Consider the following 18,627-nt stretch of genomic DNA (forward strand, 5'->3'; position numbering starts at 1 on the left):
GTCAGGCGTCCCGCGCCCGGCTGGGCTGGACCCGCTTCGGCTCGCCCGGCATCTTCGGGTGGTCCGGCGGGTAGGGCAGATCCCCGAGCCCGCGGTCCCGGGCGTCCCGCTCCGCCTGCTCCAGCACCCGCTCCAAGCGGCCCGGCTCCTCCGCCATCCCCGCGTGCACGTCCCCGACCGACGCGAAACGCTCCCGCATCGTCATGATGTCGAAGTCGCCCGGAGCGACCCGCGGCACCTCGTCCCACCGCAGCGGGGCCGAGACCGGTGCGTGCGAACGGGGCCGCACCGAGTAAGCCCCCGCCATCGTCCGGTCGCGCGCCGTCTGGTTGAAGTCCACGAAGATGCGCTCCCCGCGTTCCTCCTTCCACCACGACGTCGTCACCCGGTCCGGCTCACGACGCTCCAGCTCCCGGCCGAGCGTGATCACCGCCCGGCGCACCTCCACGAACGACCACTCGGGGGCGATCGGCACGAAGACGTGCAGCCCGCGCCCGCCGGACGTCTTCGGCCACCCCGTCAACCCGAAGTCCGCCAGCACCTCCCGCAGCACCGGCGCCACCCGGGCGGCGTCGGAGAAGTCCGTGCCGGGCTGCGGGTCCAGGTCGATCCGCATCTCGTCCGGCCGGTCGGGGGATTCCCGCCGCACCGGCCACGGGTGGAACGTCAGCGTCCCCAGGTTCGCCGCCCACAGCACGGCCGCGGCGTCCTCCGGGCAGAACTCGTGCGCCGTGCGCCCGCTGGGGAAGGTCACCTGCCCGGTGGGGATCCAGTCGGGCAGGTTGCGCGGCGCCCGCTTCTGGTAGAACGACTCGCCGTCCACCCCGTCGGGGAAGCGCTCCAGGGTGGTGGGACGCCCCCGCAGCGCCCGCGCGACGCCGTCACCGACCGCCAGGTAGTACTCCACCAGGTCCCGCTTGGTCCACCCGCGCGCGGGAAAGAACGGCTTCTCCGGGCTGGTCACCCGCACCGTGCGGTCCCCCACGGTCAGCTCCAGCGGATCTCCGTAGCGCGCCATGGCCTCACGGTAAGCGCGCCCTCTGCCTGCCGCCTCCGGACGACGTCGGGCAGCCTCGGGGGCGGATGTCCGGCGGCGGGTGTCGGGAGGCGGGTGTCGGGAGGCCGCCCTCGGCGGGGCCCGCTCCCACGACCGCGCCTCGCCGCGCGGGGCAGCCGCCCCGCGCGCACAATCAACCGGTATGGACCTACCGGTGATGCCCCCCGTCCTCCCGATGCTCGCCCGCGCAGCCGACCGCATCCCCCCGGGGCTGAGCTACGAGGCCAAATGGGACGGCTACCGGGCCCTCGTCTTCCGCGACGGCGACGAGATCGAGATCGGCAGCCGCACCGGCAAGTCCCTCGCCCGCTACTTCCCCGAACTCCTCCCCGCCCTGCGCGACAACCTGCCGCGCCGCTGCGTCACGGACGGCGAGATCGTCGTCGCCCGCGACGGCCACCTCGACTTCGACGCCCTCCAGGAGCGCATCCACCCGGCCGACTCCCGGGTACGGCGGCTGGCGGCGGAGATCCCCGCCGCCTATGTGGCGTTCGACCTGCTCGCCCTCGACCGCAGCGACCTCCTCGGGGCGCCCTTCCGCGAGCGCCGCGCCCTGCTGGCCGAGGCGCTGGGCGAGGCGTCGCCGCCCGTGCACCTCGCGCCCGCCACCGACGACCACCGGCTGGCGGCGCGCTGGTTCGACGAGTTCGAGGGAGCCGGCCTCGACGGGATCGTCGCGAAACGCCCCGACGCCCCCTACCGCCCGGGCGAGCGCACCATGATCAAGATCAAGCACGAACGGACCGCTGACTGTGTCGTGGCGGGCATCCGACTGCACAAGAGCGGCCCCGTCGTGGGCTCCCTGCTGCTCGGACTGTACGACGACCGCGGCAGACTCCAGCAGGTCGGCGCCTGCGGAGCGTTTCCCATGCGCCGCCGCGCGGAGCTCATGGACGAACTACGGCCGCTGCTGATGGACGAGGACCCCGCCGGCCACCCGTGGGCCGACTGGCGCAACGCGGACGCCCACACCGAGAACCGCATGCCCGGCACCCCCCACCGCTGGAGCGGCCAGAAGGACGCCGACTGGTTGCCGCTGCGCCCCGACCGTGTCTGCGAGGTGGCCTACGACCACCTCCAGGGCGACCGGTTCCGACACACCGCCCAGTTCCGCCGCTGGCGGGAGGACCGCACCCCGCAGAGCTGCACCTACGCCCAGCTCGACCGTCCCACCGGCCCCGACCTCGGAACCGTGCTGCGCTGAACCGTCCCCGGACACGGTCGGCGCCGTCCGCTCCTCCGACCACCTCCGGCCGCCCGTCCCGCCGGCCCTCCCGGGGAGGTGCGCCGAGCCGTAGGGTTGCCGCATGAGCGACGGCCCGGATTCACACAGCGGCGAACTGGAACGACTCGACGCCGGCAAGTACGTGCTGGTCACCACCTACCGCCGGGACGGACGCACCGTCCCCACCCCGGTCTGGAAGGTGCGCGACGGTGACGCGCTCGGTGTCTGGACCAACGCCGGCTCCGGCAAGGTCAAACGCATCCGCAACCGCGGCGACGTCCTGCTCGCCCCCTGCGACGTGCGCGGCCGCCCCACGGGCCCGGAGGTCCGCGGTCACGCCGAGCTCCTCGACGACGAGGGCAACCGCCGCTACCGGCGGCTGATCGCCCGCCGCTACCGGCTCACCGGCCCACTCGTCCTGCTCGGCAGCCGCCTCCGCCACGGGGTGCGCGGCACGGTGGGCATCCGCATCACCGTCGCCGAGTAGCGAGTCCTCACGGCTCGCCCCGAACGCGCCCCCGGACCACGGTCCACCAGCCGCCGACCCACCCCGGGGGTGTGCGCGGGCCACCACCGGAGTGGGGTATTGTTCTTTGTGCACGGAGCGCCGGGGGACCGGCGGGACGAGCACGGGACGTGGCGCAGCTTGGTAGCGCACTTGACTGGGGGTCAAGGGGTCGCAGGTTCAAATCCTGTCGTCCCGACACTGTAGTAGCAGGTCGGAGGGCTCTCACCGGAAGGTGAGGGCCCTTTCTCGTGCCCGGGCACGGCTCCTGGGTCAGCTCCTGGGTCAACAGCTTCCCGCCTGACCCGCTACTGACCCAGCAGGCGATCCAGCGTGGACACCGGTGACCGCGGATGCATCGCGCGCCGCGCGGCGAGGGACTCCTCCCACTGCTCCGTGAGCACCCTCAGCAGGAACTCGCGCATGTCATCGGTGACGTGCGCATACTGCGCCGACACCGAGCTGTCGGCGTGCCCCATCCGCTGATCGACCAGCACCTTCCGCACCCCGAGCTGCTCCATCAGCGTCCGGTGCGCGTGTCGCAGGCCGTGCCGGGTCAGCCGCTCCTGCACCGGTAGCCAACTCGCCGTCGCGCGCCCCTCCGCTCCCCGTCCGTGCACCGGCAGCCCGGGGTAGAGCCGAGCGTCCACCGGCACCGGCCGGCGCGGCTGCGGGGCCTTCGGCGGATACCAGCCGGTCGCCGCCGGGGTGAAGACCCAGGTGGCGAAGCCGGACCGGCGCCAGTGGTCCGTCGACCCCTCCGGACCCGCGCCGCGCCCCGCAGCGTCCAGCTCCGCCGTGGCCTTCTCGACTCGGGCGAGCGTCTCGGCGCGGACCTTCTCGGGCCGGCGCCGGGCGTTCGAGACGGTCTGCACCGAGACGCCCGCCACGGCGGCGACCTCCTTCATCGTCGGCCCGGCACCGGAGCCGGCTCCCGCGCCGCCGCGGAACACCCACCGCTCTCCGTGGCACTGGCAGGGCTGCCTCCTGGACCGAGCCACCTGCTCGGCGAGGAGCCGCGTCAGCCACGGCGGAGCGTCGAGGGTGCGGTAGGAGTCGTCCTTCGGCGGGCACTGCTCCCAGGTCCCGTCCTCCAGCTCGTACAGCTGCTGCTCCACGCGGACCTCGCCCGCTCGCGCGTACTTGGGGGTCAGCCCAACCACCTCGCCCCACCGCATGCCGGTGTACCCGGTGAGGATCACCGCGGTGAACTCGTCATCGCGGCCGGAGAGAAGAGCCGCTCGCTCGGCCAGTAGCAGGATGCCGAGGGAGTCGGTGACCGCCTTCTCCGGACCGCGAGAGGAGGAGCGGCCAGCCCGCTTCCCCCGCCCCCGGCGCTGCTTCGCAGGGTTCGACTGGAGGATGCCGTCCTCCACCGCGTCCTCCAGGACGAGGTGGAGCATCCGCCGATACGTTGCCGCGGACACCGGCGAGCCGGCGCTCTTCTTCTGCTTCTCCCAGGCAGTGATCTGCTCGGGCCTGATGTCGCCGAGCACCGTGTCGCCGAACCTCTGCTCGGCGTGCCGGAGGTGGTTGCGGTAGTTCTGCTCGGTCGAAGCGGCGAGCTCGTGACGGGAGAGCCACCCACCCTCTCCGGCCGGGCCGTGCAGGTACTCAGAGAGGGTCACCAACCCCTCTTCCGGGGCGACCCACCGGCCGCGCTTCGCTGCCGCGTCGGCGGCGTCCTGTGCGGCTCGCGCGGCCTTCTTCGCGGTGAGCTTGGTCGGGTACTCAATCGCCTTCCCGTCCGAGCCCTTCACCGTGGCCTTCTTGCCGTCGGGCCGGATGTACCGGGCCCGGTAGTAGGTACGGCCGATCCGGTCGGTCCGCTTCTCCGCGCTGGCCACGGGGCCTCCTCGCACATGAGTCGCGCCACCTACCGGTCCAGTAGGTGGCGCGACTTGATCGGGCTCGCTCAGGCGAGCAGCTGGTCCAGGGCGGACGCAAGATCCGCCCCCGGCGCCCGCAGCGCCGCCTCGATGATGTCCCTCTGCCCGGGGGAGATGCACTGCGCACTCACCCGCACGACACCCTCGTCCAGGTCGTGCCAGTACCGCACTCCGCGCGGCAACTCTTCCACCAGCAGAACCCTTGTGACGGACACGGGTCCCCCCTTCGCCCAGATGAGTGTGGCCCCCTCGACTGGTCCAGACATGCAACCACAGGCGCATGCGTTCTGCACACAGTTCGCACAAGGGTGCGTACTGGGCTCAGGGTATCGGGCGGATCGGACAGAGCGTCAGCTTCGGTCGTCGTGTAGCGCCCGCTCTCGGTCGCGCCACTCCTCCAGGGCGGCCTGCAGTTCCTCGGGCGAGGCGTCCTCATCGCCCCGGACCACGATCGCGGCGCGCAGCCGACCGCCGGGGGTGTGCAGGGTGACCACCTGGCTGTCCACCAGAGGGCCCTCGCGTAGCGCCTCGATGACCCGGAGGGACAAGTCGCCGACATCCACGGAGGGCGCCTTCCTCTCGTCGGCCAGCGTCGGCTCGCCGCCTCGAAGCACCGCCTCCACCGACCCCGAGGTCCAGCCGACGAGCTGGGCGTAGGCCCGCAGGGTGTCGGAGACGACCTTGATGTCGCCGCGGTCGATCCGCGCCACCTGCGCGCGCCCGGATAGCCCGAGCCGCTCCGCGACGGCCGGCTGGCTGAGGCCCTGCGCCTTGCGCGCGCTACGGAGTAGGTCGCCTAGGCGCGCCCATTCAGTGTCCATGGGGCTCACTATGCCGCAACGCGATGCAACCCCACCAGTTCAGAAATGGGACCTGTCCTGCACGTGAGGTGCGCTGGGGTTGCACAGCGGGGCGCACGGTGTCTGACCTGTGACAGCAGGTTGCCTGGATCTCGGGCCGCATCTTGATGCGTAGCCTTTACGTAGCGTTGGCGTAGCCCAAACGGTTGCGTCACGTAGCGTCTTGTGTGTAGCGTCATAGGCGTGAAACCGAACGGCACAGCCATCCGGGCCATACGTCTCATGCGCGAGATCAGCCTCCGTCAGCTCGCCGAATCCACCGGCTACGACCGCGGCTACCTCTCACGCCTGGAGCGGAACGAGGCCGGCGCCAAGCCGGACACCCTCCGCTGCATCGCAACGGTGCTGGCCGTGCCGCCAGCCGACATCACTCGAGGAGACCCCTGTGAATGACCTGCCGAGCCCCTTCGCCCCGGAGGGAGAGCTGCACCTCTACACCCCCGCGCAGGCCGCGAAGTGGCTGCCCTGGACCGCCCGGACGCTGAAGGAGAAGGCGTACCGCCGGGAGATCGTCCACAGCCGCGGCAGTCGCAACAGCGTGCAGTTCAGCGGCGCCGACATCCGCGATGTCCTCCGCGCCCAGCGCGAGCCGGTCCTCCCCGCCGCCGCCTGACCCCCGACGCAGATCGGCCCCGCAGCGGGCTCTCACACACCGCCGCAGGGCCAGAGGGGCCGCCGACGGCGACCCCGGACCCACCTTCACCACACAGGAAGAGAGGCAGGCCGATGACCGAGCCTACCGAACAGACCACCGAGCCCACCCCCGCAGTCAATGACTGCCCCGGGTGCGGGCTGATCGACCCGGCCGGCGTGCACGACGGCACGTGCGAGATCGCCGCTGAGGAGGCAGCCGCGCTCCAGCTCGTACTCGCAGGCCAGCGGGAGCTCCGCATTGCGGGACTGATCGTCGAGGTGCAGCAGCTCCGGGAACGTGTCGCGACCCTCACCGAGCTGACTCGCCGCTGGGATGAGATGGCCAGTGCCACTCTCGGGTCCACCGGCGACGACTGGTCGCCGGTAGCCGCGGGGCGACGGGCCCGGGCCTGGACGTACCAGCGGGCCGCCGAAGACGTCCGCGATGTCCTTCGCGTCGGTCACTTGCCGCACGGCCTCATGACCGACGCCGAGCTGGACGCCGCCACCGAGGGCGTCGCGGAGCTGGAGGCCCGGCCGCCCCGCGCCCGCCGTAGCCGCATCGAGCTGTCCGAGCGGGACGCTGAGACCGTCGCCTTCGCCCGGACCACCTGGGCCGAGACCGACGCGGAGCAGGGCGACTTCCCGGTGCGCCTGGGCCGCATGCTCGCGGCGACCAAGATGCTGCTCGACGTCGTCGACGGCCCCGAGGGCGGTGCCCGATGAGCGCCCCGACCCGCGCCGACCTCGCCCGGCGCCACGCTGAGATCAGCGAGCTCTTCTTCCGCGCGGCCGCCGCCGCGGACGCCGGTGACACCGCCGCCGCGGAAGCGCTCGCCGACCAGGCGCGGCAGCTGGCCGAGGCGATCCCGACGGGCGGTGCCCGATGAGTGCCGTCGCTGACTCGCCGATGTCGCTCGCCGACGGCGACTGGGTGCTGCACAACGTCCTGCCGCCGATGTGGCGGTGCGCACAGGGTGCGGAGGAGCTGCGCACGTGCCTCTGCCTGGCCGACCCCAGCGACTGGCTGGGAGGAGTCACCGCGGCAGCGGCTCGACTCTGGGACCGGGACGGCCGAAGCATTGCATACGCCGACGGACGCGGGATCGTCACGTTCTACGAGGTCGACCGCATTTGCCGCCGACGGACCCGCACCCCTGGCGGTGCGGCGTGACGACGGCGATCCACCTCGGGTTCCCGGTGCCCGGCACCCCGGAGTGGGAGGCGGCCCGGTCCGGCCTGTGCATCACCGCCACGGAGATCGCCGCCGTCGTCGGCCTCTCCCCCTGGCAGAGCAGGTTCACCCTGTGGCACAAGAAGGCCGGCCTCCCCACCGCCCCGTTCGAGCCGTCGCCGCAGATGGAGTGGGGCAACCGCTTGGAGTCGGCCGTCGCCACCAAGTGGCAGGAAGGGGCTCCGGACCGCTGGCTGGAGACGGCCGGGACGTGGCAGCACTCCGAGCGGGACTGGCAGCGGGCTACCCCCGACCGGCTCGTCTACGAGGAGCCGGTCGACTGGCCCGACACCCTCCTCCCGGTCCCGCCCACTGCCCTTCTGGAGGTCAAGACCAGCCCGACCGGGGACGCCTGGGCCGACGGCATCCCCATCTACTACCAGTGCCAGATCCAGTGGCAGCTCGACACCCTCGGGCTCCAGGTATGCCACCTCGCGCTCCTCGTCGGCGGCCACGACTACCGCGAGTTCGTCATCGAGTACGACGCGGACGACGCGCAGTACCTCCGTCGCGAAGCCCGAGCCTTCCTCGACACGGTGGAGGCCGGGGAGCGGCCCCCGATCGACGACTCCGACTCCACCTACGACACCGTCCGCGCCCAGCACGAGAGCCGCGACGACGTCGAAGTGGAGATCCCCGCCGCCCTCGCCGACCGGTACGAGGCCGCCGGCGCCGCGAAGCGCAAGGCCGATGCCGCCCGGCAGCAGGCGTCCGCCGAGGTCATGGACGCCATCGGCGAAGGCCGGTGGGCCACCGTCGCCGGCCGCCGTATCGCGCAGCGCACCACCAAGAACGCACTCCAGCCCTGCAAGCAGAAGGCGAGCACCACGTGAGCCAGATCAGCACCGCCGTCGCCAAGCGGGACAGCGGACCCAGCGCCATGGTCCAGCAGTACAAGGGCGACCTCGCACAGGTCATGCCGCAGCACGTGCGGCCCGACGTCTTCGTCCGCGTCGCCATCGGAGCCCTCCGCCGCGACAAGGACCTCGCGGAGGCCGCCACCGCCAGCCCGGCCACCCTGATGTCGGCCCTCATGACCGCCGCCCGCCTCGGGCTGGAGCCCGGCAGCGAGCAGTTCTACCTCGTCCCCCGCAAGCGGAAGGGCGTCCCTGAGGTCCAGGGCATCGTCGGCTACCAGGGCATCGTCGAGATGATCTACAACGCCGGCGCCGCGCAGTCGGTGGTCGTCGAAGTGGTCCGCGCTGCCGATCACTTCGTCTGGCGGCCCGGCGCTATGGAGCGCCCGGAGCACACTGCCGACTGGTTCGGTGACCGCGGCGACCTGGTCGGCGTCTACGCCTACGCCGTGATGCAGGGAGGCGCGACCAGCAAGGTTGTCGTCCTGAACCGCCAGCACATCGCCGCCGCCAAGGCCAAGTCGGACGGGGTCCGCAGCCCCTACAGCCCGTGGAACACCAACGAGGAAGCGATGTGGCTGAAGACCGCGGCGCGGCGCCTCGGGAAGTGGGTGCCCACCTCGGCTGAGAAGTACTCGGTGACGATCGAGCGGGCTGAGCCGGGCGCCTCCGTGCCCGTCGGGGTGCTGGACGAGGCCGACCCGCTGCCCCCGGTCGACGAGGACACGGGCGAGGTCATCGAGGGCGAGATCGTCCCGGACGGAGCGGACCGGTGACCCGCCGCCGGGAGCTGGAGCAGCAGGTCGCCGGCCTGGAGACCGCCCGCCGGCTGGCGCAGGAGCGGGTCGACGAGCTGACGGAGTCGCTGCGGATCTCCCGCCACCAGCACCAGCAGGCATCCGAGCGGGCCGTCGACCTGGAGCGCCAGCTGGCCGCCCTCCAGGCCCGCTACGACGCCGCGGTTGAGCTGGACCACCCGGACATCGCCGCCGCCGGCGCGCGGTACCAGGAGTGCCGCGCGACGGTGACGACGCTGCAGGAACGCGGCCCCGAGCAGGGGGCGCTGCCGAGGCGGACGCCCGGCGTGACGGTCGACGAGGTCGCCGACAACGCGGCGCGCTTCGCCGAGGCCATGCGCGCCGCCGAAGAACTCCCCACGCCGCGCGAGGTGTACGAGGCGCAGGTCCGCGCCGTCACCGACAGCGCGCTCCGCAACTCCGCCTGACCCCAGCCTCCGGCCGCCGGGCGACCGCACCCCGGCCGCCGGAACGCCGCCCCGCCCACCACACGGGCGGGGCGGCACCCAACCAGCTACCCCCAGGAGGGGACATGACCATCTCGCTCTGCAAGCACAGCTTCTCCGTCCTCCAGCCGTACTCCCTCTTCCGCCCCAGCCCCTGCATCCACTGCAACCTGACCCACGCCGACCGCGAAGAGGAGCTGCAGCAGCAGAAGCTCGCGCTCATCCACGGCACGGCCCACGACGGAAAGTGCGGCCACTGCGGGCAGACCCGCCGCCTCTACCGCTGGCAGCCCGCCGAGCAGCCCTGGCACGAGGTCGGCGTCGAACTGCCCGTCAGCTTCCTGTGCATCGAGGGCTGGAACGCCGCTGAGGAGCAGCAGGCGCTCGAGGTCAACGCGATCTTCGTCGCCGCCACCCGATGACCACCCACTCAGCAACCACCCCAGGAGGGGACATGACCACCGACATGACCACCGACCAGACCATCGCCGCCATCACCGACGACAGCCAGCTCTCCATGGAGGAGCGCGTCAAGGTCCCGGGCCTTGCCGTCCACATGATCGAGCAGATGACCGACATCGCGAAGGTGAAGCGCCTCGCACAGACCCTCCGAGACGCGCTCAGCGCGAACCTCAACCTGCAGAACCACCACCTGGCCCTCGTCGGCGGCTGGGAGTCGTGCGGGCCTTGCGAGAAGGCGGCTGCCGAGTGCGACCAGTCGGCCATCTGCGAGCAGGCGAAGCGGTGGCAAGCCGAGGTCGACGCCGCGTGGAAGGTCTCGTGACCGCCGTCCTCACCGCCGCCGCCGTGTGGCTCGCGGCCAGCATCCTCACCGCCGCCGCCTGGAGCGGCTGGCAGACCCGCCAACGGCGCCACGGGCGCTGACAGCACAGCCGCCCCCGGCAGACGAAGTGCCGGGGGCGGTGCCCACACCGTACCGAACCCCACCGACAGGAGAAGCCCGTGATCCGCGACCCCAAGATCGTCGCCGCCAACCAGCGCCGCTACCCGATCGAAGACCCGCCCGCGTGCGAGCGCACCGGCTGCGGCCACGACTTCGGCCTCCACCGGGACAGCGGCCCGTGCGCCGTCTGCCCCTGCCCCGGCCCGCTGTACCCCGCCCCGACCGCCTGACCCCGACCGGGCCGCCCCACCCAGGGGCGGCCCCGACAGGAGACCGCCATGCAGATGCACCTCCCGATCCACGCCCCCGACGGCACGGTCGACCTCGCCGCCGCACGGGCCGCCCGCGACGCCGCGCTCGACAACGTCGCCGACGCCACCCCCGATGACTGGGCCACCCGCTGCCAGCAGGCCATAGCCACCCTCGCCGCGACGGGCCGCCCGTTCCAGGCCGCCGACCTCGTCGAGCAGCAGCTCGTCGACGAACCGGCCGATCACCACCAGTGGGGCGCCCAGCTCCGTGCCGCCGCCCGCGCCGGGGTCATCCTCCCCGCCGGCTACGCACCCAGCCGCCGCGCCACCACCCGCGGCAGCGCCTGCCGCCAGTGGGTCGGGGCGGGGGTGGCGGCATGACCCGGCCCCTCCCGCCGCACGGCGAGCGCGCCCGGTACCTCCGCGGCTGCCGCTGCCAGCCCTGCTCCCAGGGCCACTACCGCTGGATGTCCCGATGGCGCCTCGACGTCGAGCGCGGCACTCCCCGCCGGGTCCCCGCTGGGCCCGCCCAGGACCACGTCGCCGCCCTCCTCGCCGCCGGCTGGTGTCAGGCGTCGATCTCCAGGGCGTCCGGCGTCGCCCCGAAGTCCGTCTACGAGACGGCCGTGCGGCGGAACCCGACGATCGCCCGGGCGCTGGCCGACCGCATCTTGTCCGTTCCGATCGGCACTCCGCCGGCCGCCGGGAAGTACGTGTCGGCGGCCGGGACTTGCCGCCGCGTCCGCGCCCTCATGGCCATCGGGTACCCCGCGCAGCAGCTGGCTGCCGACCTCGGCATCTCGATCGGGGCCCTCAGCAACATCCTGAACGAGCGTCGGCCCGCCGTCCTGCGGCCGACCGCGGATGCGACGGCCGCCCTCTACCGGCAGCTCGCCCTCCGCCCCGGACCGTCGCGGCGAGCCCGCGTCATCGCACAGAACCGCGGCTGGCACGGCCCGCTGGCCTGGGGCGACGACATCGACGACCCCGCCGCCGAGCCCGAGGTCGACGAGGCCACGCCGCTCAACACGCACGAGGTCGCCGCCCTTCGCGCCGAGGAGATCCGGCACCTAGGTGAAGCCGGCGTCCCCGCCCACGAGATCGCCGCCCGGGTCGGTCGATCCGTCAGCTACGTCCGGGAGATCCTCACCGATCGCCGCGGCCCTGGCTGGCGAGAGCAGCAGCGCCAGCAGCAGTACAAGGAGGCCGCGTGACCGCCGCCGACGGCCCCTGGCAGACCGCCGCGCTCTGCGCGCAGTCGGACCCCGAGATGTGGTTCTCGGAGACGGACTACTACCGGGCCGCGGCGATCTGCCGCACCTGCCCCGTGCTCGCGGAGTGCGCCGAGGAGACCGCCCGCGACGAGGCCGGCCGCGTGCCCGCCTACATCCAGGGCGTCCGCGCCGGCCTCCTCCCCGGGGCCCGACGCCGCGCCGCCGCCACGGCCACCGCGGCCTGACGCACAACGGCCCCGCCCATCGGGCGGGGCCAGGAAGGAGGGGGAGGTGTCAGGAACCCGAGCCGGTGACGCGGCGCTTCAGCGCGGCCTGGCGGGCAGCCTGCTTCGGATCGGGCGCGATCTTCGCGACCCACTCGCGGGTGAAGCCGGTCAGCTTGGCCATGTGCGAGGGGCCCAGGCCCGCCGCCCGGCCGGCGACCAGCAACTCTCGCAGCTCGCGATCCGCCGATTGGAACTCCAGCTCAGCGCTGGTCCGCTTCTGCGCCGCAGCCTCGATCCGCTCGTCCAGGTCATCCATGCGTCACATAGTGCCACGGCTAACGGCGGTCGCGCCACATCTTCGCGAAGAGTGGTCGCGAACGGCGACCGCGAACGCTATTCTCATCTCAGGACCGCAAGGGACCGGCAACGGCCTTGAGCCGTGACCAGCCCTGCCCTGCCCAGACCGACCGGAAGAAGAACTCGTGGGGACTCGCCTGTACATCGAGGTGCTGGACTACGCGCCGGCCACCCTCACTCACCGGGAGAAGCTCCTCCTGGCGGTGCTCGGGCTGGACGCCGACGAGAAGACGCGCACCACCTGGGGCAGCGTCGAGTCACCCGAGATCCTGCGGCGCGCCAAGGTCAGCCGCTCCCAGCTCTACGCCGTTATCAAGCAGCTTCTCGACAAGGGGGCCCTGGAGCGCACTCTTGCGGGCCAGAAGAACGCCGCGGCGAAGTACAAGATCCCTCGCCTGGCGCCGGAAGGGGCCCTCCTCAGTGTCCCGGATTCCGGGACACTGACCTGCCCTCAGTGTCAGCAGAACCGGGACACTGAGAATCCTCAGTGTCCCGGTTTCCGGGACACTGACCGAGAGCCTCAGTGTCCCGAGAATGCGGACACTGAACCCCCTCAGTGTCCCGGTTCTGCTGACACTGAACCGGTTCTCAGTGTCCCGGATTCCGGGACACCTAGCTTGCTTAAGCAAGCTAGCCAGCAGGACGGTCCGCCCGAGAGCCTTGGTCGCTACCCCGAGGCCGTCCGCCCGCTGATGCACGCAATGAGCGCCAGCGGAGTCGACGTCAGCTGGCCCTTCAAGGGCGACGCCTGGGCCCCCGTCATCACCCTCATCGAGACGGTCGGCATCGACGCGATGGTCAGCTACGCGGTCCGCGCGAGCGCTCGCACCGCGGTCTTCTCGGCCCGCTACTTCGTCGCGGGCTGGACCGAACTTCCCCCGAAGCCCCCCGAGGGCACGCCTGACCACAGGCCACGGCTTCGCGCCGTGGGTGGCCAGCACTACATCAGCCCCGAAGAGCGAGGAATCTTCTGATGACCGAGGCACCACCGTGGACCGAGGACCCCGTAGGGGCCATCGCTCGCGTCCAGCCCCACGACGAGGCAGCCGAGATGGCCACGCTCGGGGCCTGCTTGATCTCCCCTCGCGCCGCACGAGAGGTCGTCGACTTCCTCGACCCCCGGTCGTTCTACGCCCCCCGGCACTCCGAGATCTTCTACGCGATCTGCCGAATGCACGCCCTCCGGCAGCCGATCGACCCCATCACCGTCGCCAAGCACCTCGCCGACCTCGGCCGGCTCCAGGCAGTCGGCGGCGCCGGCTACATTCAGGGCCTCGCCAACGCGGTCCCGACCGCGGGGAACGCCGAGTACTACGCGGAGATCATCGAGGACCGGTACCTGCGGCGCTCGATCATCGAGCACGGCACCCGCTGTGTCGAGGCAGGCTTCAAGCAGGACCGCGAGTCCACCGACCTCGTCGAGTGGGCCGTCGCCTCCGCCCGTGAGATCCGCGACCGCGGCGTCGCGACCGAGGACTCCCCGACCGAGGACATCCTCGACTTCATCCAGCACGAGGACACCTACGACTGGATCGTCCCCGGGCTCCTGGAGCACGGCGACCGGCTGATCCTCACCGCGTCCGAAGGCGGCGGCAAGTCAACTCTGCTGCGGCAGATGGCCGTCTGCCTCGCCGCCGGGCTGCACCCCCTGGACCCCGGCAAGCACACCGAGCCGAAGCGAGTCCTCGTCCTCGACTGCGAGAACGGCGAGCCCGCCAGCCGTCGGAAGTACCGCCCGCTGCTCAACTCCGCTGAGCGCGCGAAGCGCGGCATGCGCCGCGGGCAGTTCGACATCCGCTGCCGGCCCGAGGGCGTCGACCTGACCCGGCCTGCCGACCGGGCGTGGGTGATGCGGCGGGTGGAGCGCATCAAGCCGGACGTGCTGATCATCGGCCCGGTGTACCGGCTGCACGCCGGCAACCCCAACGACGAGGAGTTGGCGCGCAAGGTCAGCGCGGTCATCGACGAGGCCCGGGCGACCGCCAACTGCGCCGTGCTGATGGAAGCCCACTCGCCGCACGGCGGACCGATGGGCCCCCGCTCGCTGCGCCCCCTCGGCAGCTCCCTGTGGATGCGCTGGCCCGAGTTCGGATTCGGACTCCGGCCAGTGGAGGACGAGAAGTCCGCCGCCAACGCGCCGGGCGCCCGAGGGCGGCGGGTCCTGCCGTGGCGCGGGATGCGCGACGAGCGCGACTGGCCTCCGTTCATCCGGGCCGGCGACGACTGGCCCTGGGTTCCGTACAAGCCCATCGACGCTGACCCGTTCAGCGGCCACTCCGAGACAGGAGCCATCTGGTGACCGACTTCCCGCGCCGCATCCGCCTGTACGGCGGCCGGCTGGTGCACGCCGCCACCGCCGCCGAGGAGATCGCCTGCAAGGCCCACTACGTCGGGCCCGGCGACCACCGCCTGCCGCTCGCCACCGCCGTCACCTGCCGGGCGTGCGAGCGCCGCCTGTCCGCGAACACCCCGAAGGAGAACCGATGACCGCCCCGTACTACGCCGACGATCAGGTGGCCCTGTACCTGGGCGACTGCCGGGAGGTCCTGCCCGCCCTGGGCCTCACCGCAGACCTCGTGCTGACCGACCCGCCCTACGGGGACACGGCGCTGGCGTGGGACCGGTGGCCAGTGGGCTGGGTCGCCGCGGTAACGCCGCTGGCGAGGTCGATGTGGTGCTTCGGCAGCATGCGGATGTGGCTCACCCGCGCCGGCGAGCTGGAGGCGGCCGGCTGGCAGATGAGCCACGACGTCGTCTGGGAGAAGCACAACGGCAGCGGCTTCGCCGCCGACCGCTTCCGCCGGGTCCATGAGCACGCCCTGCACTGGTACCGCGGGCCGTGGCGGGAGGTGCACCGCGAGGTGCCGCGCCTGCCCGCCCAGTACAGCGCCAAGGGCCGGACCGTCAGCCAGCGGCAGTCCCGGACTCCGCACGCCGGCGAGATCGGCGCCGCCACCTACATCGACGACGGCCTCCGCCTCGCCCGATCGGTGCTCCCCGCGAGGTCCATGCACCGCGCGGCGATCCACCCCACCGAGAAGCCCGTCACCGGCCTGCTGGAGCACCTGATCGCCTACGGCTGCCCGGTGGGCGGGACCGTGCTGGACGTCTTCGCCGGCTCCGGTTCCACGCTCGACGCGGCCCGGCAGTCCGGGCGCCGCGCCATCGGTATCGAGGCGGACGAGCGGTACGCGGAGGCCGCTGCCCGCCGACTGTCCGCCGCGCCCCTGCCGCTGGACGCGGCGTGACCCCACGCACGAACCCCGCCCCCTTCAGGAGGTCTTGATGTCCGTCAGAGTGATCAGCTTCGGAGGCGGTCAGCAGTCGACTGCGCTCCTCGTCCTCGCCGCACAGGGCGAGATCGACTTCCGCACCTTCGTCTTCGCCAATGTCGGCGACGACAGCGAGCACCCCGACACGCTGCAGTACATCGCCGAGAACGCCCGCCCCTATGCGGAGCGGCACGGGCTGGAGCTGGTGGAGCTGCAACGCGTCGGCCAGGCCGGACCCCGCCGAGGGGAAGCCCGCACCCTGCTGGCCGACCTGCTGCGGCCTGAGTCCCGCAGCATCCCCATCCCGGTCCACATGGCCGGCGGCGGACCCGGCACACGGCAGTGCACCGACCGCTACAAGATCGCCCTCATCGCCGCGGAGACAGCGCGCCGCGGAGCGACCGAGGACAATCCGGCGACCGTCGGGATCGGCATCAGCCTGGACGAGATCCACCGGGCGAGCAGCCGCCGCCGCAACCCGCACGAGGTCGCGACCTACCCGCTGCTGGACCTGGGCCTGCGCCGCACCGACTGCCAGCGCATCATCCGCAAGGCCGGGCTCCCCGTCCCGCCCAAGTCGGCGTGCTGGTTCTGCCCGATGAAGCGGCCCACGGAGTGGCACGAGCTGCGGCGCGAGCACCCGCGGCTGTTCGGGCTGGCGTGCGAGCTGGAGGCGACGCTCGTCGAGCGGCGGGAGCGACTCGGGCGGGACCCCGCGTACCTGACCGGCCTCGGCAGGCCTCTTGCGCAGGCGATCCCTGACGGGGTGGACCTGCTGCCGCTGGCGGAGGAGGACGCCGGCTGCGACTCCGGCTACTGCATGACATGACCAGCGCCCCACGCACGAACCCCGTCCCCGGCGCTGGACCCGCCGGGGCCGGGGCCCACCACACCGTACCCCTGGAGGGGATCGTGACCGCACCACCGCCGCTGCGCCTCGGCAGCCTGTGCACCGGCTATGCCGGCCTTGACGAGGCCGTCACCGCCGCGCTCGCCCAGCGCGGCATCCCGACCGTCACCGAGTGGGTGGCCGACCCCGACCCCGGGGCGTCCGCGATCCTCGCCCACCGCATGCCCGGCGTCCCGAACCTCGGGGACATCACGGCGGTGGACTGGGCCGACGTTCCGCCGGTCGACGTCCTCGCCGGTGGCTTTCCCTGCCAGGACGTGTCAGCCGCTGGCGCCCGAGCCGGGATCGCCCCCGGCACCCGCTCCGGCCTGTGGGCCACCTTCGCTCACGCCATCCACTCCCTCCGACCCCAGATCGTGGTGATCGAGAATGTCCGCGGCCTCCTCTCAGCCTCAGCCGATCGCGGTGTGGGACCCGACGGCACGCCTCTGGCGACGTCCATCCCCGGACCTCTTCGGGCAGTCGGAGCCGTACTCGGAGACCTGGCCAGCCTCGGGCTCGATGCGGAGTGGGTCAGCGTCCGTGCGTCCGATGTCGGCGCCCCGCACCGCAGGGAGCGGGTCTTCCTCCTCGCATGGCCTGCTGCTGAAGACGCCGACGGCTCAGCTTGCGGTGAACGGCGGCAGCCAGCACCCGGACAAGCGGCGGGCTGGGGGCCACGGCCCGACGCTCGCGGACGAGGTGGAGCACCTGCTGCCGACGCCGATGGCGGCCGACGGGGACCGGGCGTCCGCGACCTACTCCAGGGGGAATCCGACGCTCGCCGGGGCGGTGCAGGAACCGCGCCTGCTGCCGACGCCGACCGCGACGCCCTACGGCAACAACCAGTCGGCCAGCCCGGGGGCGGCCGGGCGGCCGTCGCTCGACTCGCTGGCGCCGATGCTGCTTCCGACGCCGACGACCGAGCCGTCCGCACGGTGCCGGACGGCGGGACGGCGAGCACCGAAGCCGACCACGAGCACCACCGGGTCGACCTTGCTGGACGCGTTCTGGCCGACCGCTGGGGCGCTTACGCCCCCGCCGTCCACCGGTGGGAGCGAGTCACCGGCCGGCCAGCTCCCGCTCCCACTGAGCCCGGACGCACCGGACAGCCCCGCCTGAGCCCGGCGTTCGTCGAGTGGCTGATGGGCCTGCCGGCGGGCTGGGTGACGGACGTCCCCGGCCTGTCGCGGACGCAGCGGCTCCACGCCCTCGGCAACGGGGTCGTCCCGCAGCAGGGGGCGGCGGCGCTCGGGCTGCTGCTGGACAGGGCGGGGCTGGACCTCGCCCCGGCGCGGGCGCTGGAGGTGGCCTCGTGATCCTCCTGCCGCTGTTCCCCGCCCCGCCTGCTGTCTCGCTGCCGGCCCCGCGGTGCGCCGCCTGCGCCCGTCCGCTGCGTGCGGCTGGGTCTCGGGCGGCGGGCCTGGGGCCGGTGTGCGCGGCCCGCCTGGCGCCCCGCCCGTCCCACGGCGGCCACATGCCGCCGCCGGTGGGGCCGGTGGACGGCCAGGAGCCACTGCCGACGCCCGATACCTGCACCCCCGCCTGACCGACCACTACCACGGGGGCCGCCCACCGGCGGCCCCCACTGAGGAGGACCCGATGACCGATCTGACCCCGGCGGAGGCTGCGCTCCTGCGGCTGGCCGTCGACCGTCTGCGCCAGCCGGTGTCGCCGGACGCGCCCGCCCTGGTGGCGCCGGCGCTGCTGGAGCCGCTCGCCGCGTGGCTGGAGGGCGCCGCCGACCACGTGGACGTGCTGTGCCGGGTGGCCGCCGGCTACTGGCCCGGCGACGCCGTGGCCGCCGGTGGGTTCGTCACAAGGAGCCTGGACGGCCGGGCACTGGACATGGCCCGCGCGATCCTCGCCCCCGCCGCGGGGCCTGAGCGGCCCTCTGGCGGCCCCGGGGCCGTCCCGGGGGGCTCGGCGATCCGGGGGCGTGACGGGCCCTCAGCGCCCGCCTGAGGGCCGCAAGGGCGAGCGCGTCGAGGGAGCGTGTCCCTCCTGCGG

Annotated in this window: 31 protein-coding genes, 1 tRNA gene and 1 pseudogene; 27 read left to right on the forward strand and 6 right to left on the reverse strand. The window is 72.9% G+C overall.

Annotated features, from left to right (window positions below; all coding sequences use genetic code 11):
- Window position 1 precedes the first annotated feature (1 nt).
- Window positions 2-1,018 (reverse strand): non-homologous end-joining DNA ligase, encoded by a 1,017-nt coding sequence (ligD, locus tag HCN56_RS01215; RefSeq protein ID WP_167967527.1) that lies wholly within the window; start codon window positions 1,016-1,018, stop codon window positions 2-4.
- A 181-nt stretch (window positions 1,019-1,199) separates the two neighbouring features.
- On the opposite strand from ligD, the gene HCN56_RS01220 reads away from it, so the two are divergent.
- From HCN56_RS01220 to HCN56_RS01230, 3 genes are all read left to right on the forward strand, one after another.
- Window positions 1,200-2,261 carry an ATP-dependent DNA ligase gene (locus tag HCN56_RS01220; RefSeq protein WP_167967528.1) on the forward strand — a complete coding sequence of 354 codons (1,062 nt, stop codon included), beginning with the start codon at window positions 1,200-1,202 and terminating at the stop codon, window positions 2,259-2,261.
- A 103-nt stretch (window positions 2,262-2,364) separates the two neighbouring features.
- On the forward strand, window positions 2,365-2,769 hold the full coding sequence (locus HCN56_RS01225; RefSeq protein ID WP_167967529.1) for a PPOX class F420-dependent oxidoreductase: 405 nt from the start codon (window positions 2,365-2,367) through the stop codon (window positions 2,767-2,769).
- A 143-nt stretch (window positions 2,770-2,912) separates the two neighbouring features.
- A tRNA-Pro gene (locus HCN56_RS01230) sits at window positions 2,913-2,986 on the forward strand.
- A gap of 109 nt (window positions 2,987-3,095) precedes the next feature.
- Here HCN56_RS01230 and HCN56_RS27145 read toward each other — a convergent pair.
- The 3 genes from HCN56_RS27145 to HCN56_RS01240 form a co-directional block, all read right to left on the reverse strand.
- A complete protein-coding gene (locus HCN56_RS27145; RefSeq protein ID WP_245245798.1) occupies window positions 3,096-4,634 on the reverse strand; it encodes a LacI family DNA-binding transcriptional regulator in 1,539 nt (512 codons plus the stop codon).
- 68 nt (window positions 4,635-4,702) lie between these two features.
- Entirely contained in the window at window positions 4,703-4,891 is a 189-nt protein-coding gene (locus HCN56_RS26010) for a hypothetical protein (protein ID WP_245245799.1), read from the reverse strand.
- Window positions 4,892-5,026: 135 nt separating this feature from the next.
- Window positions 5,027-5,497, reverse strand: a complete 471-nt coding sequence (locus HCN56_RS01240; protein WP_167967531.1) for a helix-turn-helix domain-containing protein — start codon at window positions 5,495-5,497, stop codon at window positions 5,027-5,029.
- Window positions 5,498-5,719: 222 nt separating this feature from the next.
- On the opposite strand from HCN56_RS01240, the gene HCN56_RS01245 reads away from it, so the two are divergent.
- The 14 genes from HCN56_RS01245 to HCN56_RS26875 all read left to right on the forward strand — a co-directional run bounded on the left by HCN56_RS01245 (window position 5,720) and on the right by HCN56_RS26875 (window position 12,117).
- Window positions 5,720-5,929 (forward strand): helix-turn-helix domain-containing protein, encoded by a 210-nt coding sequence (locus tag HCN56_RS01245; protein ID WP_167967532.1) that lies wholly within the window; start codon window positions 5,720-5,722, stop codon window positions 5,927-5,929.
- Entirely contained in the window at window positions 5,922-6,149 is a 228-nt protein-coding gene (locus HCN56_RS01250) for a helix-turn-helix domain-containing protein (protein ID WP_167967533.1), read from the forward strand. The genes HCN56_RS01245 and HCN56_RS01250 overlap by 8 nt, the downstream gene beginning before the upstream one ends.
- Before the next feature lie 113 nt (window positions 6,150-6,262).
- Complete coding sequence (locus HCN56_RS01255; protein ID WP_167967534.1) at window positions 6,263-6,895, forward strand: hypothetical protein; 633 nt, start codon at window positions 6,263-6,265, stop codon at window positions 6,893-6,895.
- Window positions 6,892-7,059: a hypothetical protein gene (locus tag HCN56_RS01260; protein ID WP_167967535.1), complete on the forward strand. Its 168-nt coding sequence runs from the start codon at window positions 6,892-6,894 to the stop codon at window positions 7,057-7,059. Before HCN56_RS01255 ends, HCN56_RS01260 begins: the two co-directional genes overlap by 4 nt.
- Window positions 7,056-7,343, forward strand: a complete 288-nt coding sequence (locus HCN56_RS01265; RefSeq protein ID WP_167967536.1) for a hypothetical protein — start codon at window positions 7,056-7,058, stop codon at window positions 7,341-7,343. The genes HCN56_RS01260 and HCN56_RS01265 overlap by 4 nt, the downstream gene beginning before the upstream one ends.
- Window positions 7,340-8,236, forward strand: a complete 897-nt coding sequence (locus HCN56_RS01270) for a lambda-exonuclease family protein (RefSeq protein WP_167967537.1) — start codon at window positions 7,340-7,342, stop codon at window positions 8,234-8,236. The genes HCN56_RS01265 and HCN56_RS01270 overlap by 4 nt, the downstream gene beginning before the upstream one ends.
- Window positions 8,233-9,036, forward strand: a complete 804-nt coding sequence (locus tag HCN56_RS01275; RefSeq protein ID WP_167967538.1) for a recombinase RecT — start codon at window positions 8,233-8,235, stop codon at window positions 9,034-9,036. Before HCN56_RS01270 ends, HCN56_RS01275 begins: the two co-directional genes overlap by 4 nt.
- Entirely contained in the window at window positions 9,033-9,485 is a 453-nt protein-coding gene (locus tag HCN56_RS01280; RefSeq protein WP_167967539.1) for a hypothetical protein, read from the forward strand. The genes HCN56_RS01275 and HCN56_RS01280 overlap by 4 nt, the downstream gene beginning before the upstream one ends.
- Before the next feature lie 104 nt (window positions 9,486-9,589).
- Complete coding sequence (locus HCN56_RS01285; RefSeq protein WP_167967540.1) at window positions 9,590-9,925, forward strand: hypothetical protein; 336 nt, start codon at window positions 9,590-9,592, stop codon at window positions 9,923-9,925.
- Between the two features lie 32 nt (window positions 9,926-9,957).
- Window positions 9,958-10,287, forward strand: coding sequence for a hypothetical protein (locus tag HCN56_RS01290; RefSeq protein WP_167967541.1), 330 nt, complete (start codon window positions 9,958-9,960; stop codon window positions 10,285-10,287).
- Between the two features lie 179 nt (window positions 10,288-10,466).
- Window positions 10,467-10,637, forward strand: coding sequence for a hypothetical protein (locus tag HCN56_RS01295; RefSeq protein WP_167967542.1), 171 nt, complete (start codon window positions 10,467-10,469; stop codon window positions 10,635-10,637).
- Window positions 10,638-10,685: 48 nt separating this feature from the next.
- Window positions 10,686-11,039 carry a hypothetical protein gene (locus HCN56_RS01300; RefSeq protein WP_167967543.1) on the forward strand — a complete coding sequence of 118 codons (354 nt, stop codon included), beginning with the start codon at window positions 10,686-10,688 and terminating at the stop codon, window positions 11,037-11,039.
- Window positions 11,036-11,872, forward strand: a complete 837-nt coding sequence (locus HCN56_RS01305) for a hypothetical protein (protein ID WP_167967544.1) — start codon at window positions 11,036-11,038, stop codon at window positions 11,870-11,872. The genes HCN56_RS01300 and HCN56_RS01305 overlap by 4 nt, the downstream gene beginning before the upstream one ends.
- Window positions 11,869-12,117, forward strand: coding sequence for a WhiB family transcriptional regulator (locus HCN56_RS26875; protein WP_209312220.1), 249 nt, complete (start codon window positions 11,869-11,871; stop codon window positions 12,115-12,117). The genes HCN56_RS01305 and HCN56_RS26875 overlap by 4 nt, the downstream gene beginning before the upstream one ends.
- Window positions 12,118-12,166: 49 nt before the next feature.
- Here HCN56_RS26875 and HCN56_RS01315 read toward each other — a convergent pair whose 3' ends face one another.
- Both HCN56_RS01315 and HCN56_RS01320 read right to left on the reverse strand, forming a co-directional pair.
- Window positions 12,167-12,415 (reverse strand): hypothetical protein, encoded by a 249-nt coding sequence (locus tag HCN56_RS01315; protein ID WP_167967545.1) that lies wholly within the window; start codon window positions 12,413-12,415, stop codon window positions 12,167-12,169.
- Between the two features lie 298 nt (window positions 12,416-12,713).
- Window positions 12,714-13,154 carry a hypothetical protein gene (locus HCN56_RS01320; RefSeq protein WP_167967546.1) on the reverse strand — a complete coding sequence of 147 codons (441 nt, stop codon included), beginning with the start codon at window positions 13,152-13,154 and terminating at the stop codon, window positions 12,714-12,716.
- 3 nt (window positions 13,155-13,157) lie between these two features.
- Here HCN56_RS01320 and HCN56_RS01325 point away from each other — a divergent pair, with 3 nt between their 5' ends.
- From HCN56_RS01325 to HCN56_RS01355, 10 genes and pseudogenes are all read left to right on the forward strand, one after another.
- Window positions 13,158-13,430: a hypothetical protein gene (locus tag HCN56_RS01325; RefSeq protein ID WP_167967547.1), complete on the forward strand. Its 273-nt coding sequence runs from the start codon at window positions 13,158-13,160 to the stop codon at window positions 13,428-13,430.
- Complete coding sequence (locus HCN56_RS01330) at window positions 13,430-14,755, forward strand: DnaB-like helicase N-terminal domain-containing protein (RefSeq protein WP_167967548.1); 1,326 nt, start codon at window positions 13,430-13,432, stop codon at window positions 14,753-14,755. Before HCN56_RS01325 ends, HCN56_RS01330 begins: the two co-directional genes overlap by 1 nt.
- Window positions 14,752-14,943 (forward strand): hypothetical protein, encoded by a 192-nt coding sequence (locus HCN56_RS01335; protein WP_167967549.1) that lies wholly within the window; start codon window positions 14,752-14,754, stop codon window positions 14,941-14,943. The genes HCN56_RS01330 and HCN56_RS01335 overlap by 4 nt, the downstream gene beginning before the upstream one ends.
- Window positions 14,940-15,704, forward strand: coding sequence for a DNA-methyltransferase (locus tag HCN56_RS01340; RefSeq protein ID WP_167967550.1), 765 nt, complete (start codon window positions 14,940-14,942; stop codon window positions 15,702-15,704). The genes HCN56_RS01335 and HCN56_RS01340 overlap by 4 nt, the downstream gene beginning before the upstream one ends.
- A gap of 37 nt (window positions 15,705-15,741) precedes the next feature.
- On the forward strand, window positions 15,742-16,557 hold the full coding sequence (locus tag HCN56_RS01345) for an adenine nucleotide alpha hydrolase family protein (RefSeq protein ID WP_167967551.1): 816 nt from the start codon (window positions 15,742-15,744) through the stop codon (window positions 16,555-16,557).
- Window positions 16,554-17,159, forward strand: a pseudogene (locus tag HCN56_RS26015) (DNA cytosine methyltransferase); the annotation flags it as partial. The gene HCN56_RS01345 and the pseudogene HCN56_RS26015, both read left to right, overlap by 4 nt.
- A 91-nt stretch (window positions 17,160-17,250) precedes the next feature.
- Window positions 17,251-17,739 (forward strand): hypothetical protein, encoded by a 489-nt coding sequence (locus tag HCN56_RS26020; protein WP_312870996.1) that lies wholly within the window; start codon window positions 17,251-17,253, stop codon window positions 17,737-17,739.
- A gap of 23 nt (window positions 17,740-17,762) precedes the next feature.
- Window positions 17,763-17,936, forward strand: coding sequence for a hypothetical protein (locus tag HCN56_RS26025; protein WP_245245809.1), 174 nt, complete (start codon window positions 17,763-17,765; stop codon window positions 17,934-17,936).
- Complete coding sequence (locus HCN56_RS26030) at window positions 17,933-18,166, forward strand: DUF6011 domain-containing protein (RefSeq protein WP_312870990.1); 234 nt, start codon at window positions 17,933-17,935, stop codon at window positions 18,164-18,166. The genes HCN56_RS26025 and HCN56_RS26030 overlap by 4 nt, the downstream gene beginning before the upstream one ends.
- A gap of 53 nt (window positions 18,167-18,219) precedes the next feature.
- On the forward strand, window positions 18,220-18,582 hold the full coding sequence (locus HCN56_RS01355; protein ID WP_167967553.1) for a hypothetical protein: 363 nt from the start codon (window positions 18,220-18,222) through the stop codon (window positions 18,580-18,582).
- Window positions 18,583-18,627 lie beyond the last annotated feature (45 nt).

The sequence above is a fragment of the Streptomyces lonarensis genome, assembly GCF_012033735.1.
In the GTDB taxonomy this organism is placed as follows: domain Bacteria; phylum Actinomycetota; class Actinomycetes; order Streptomycetales; family Streptomycetaceae; genus Streptomyces; species Streptomyces lonarensis.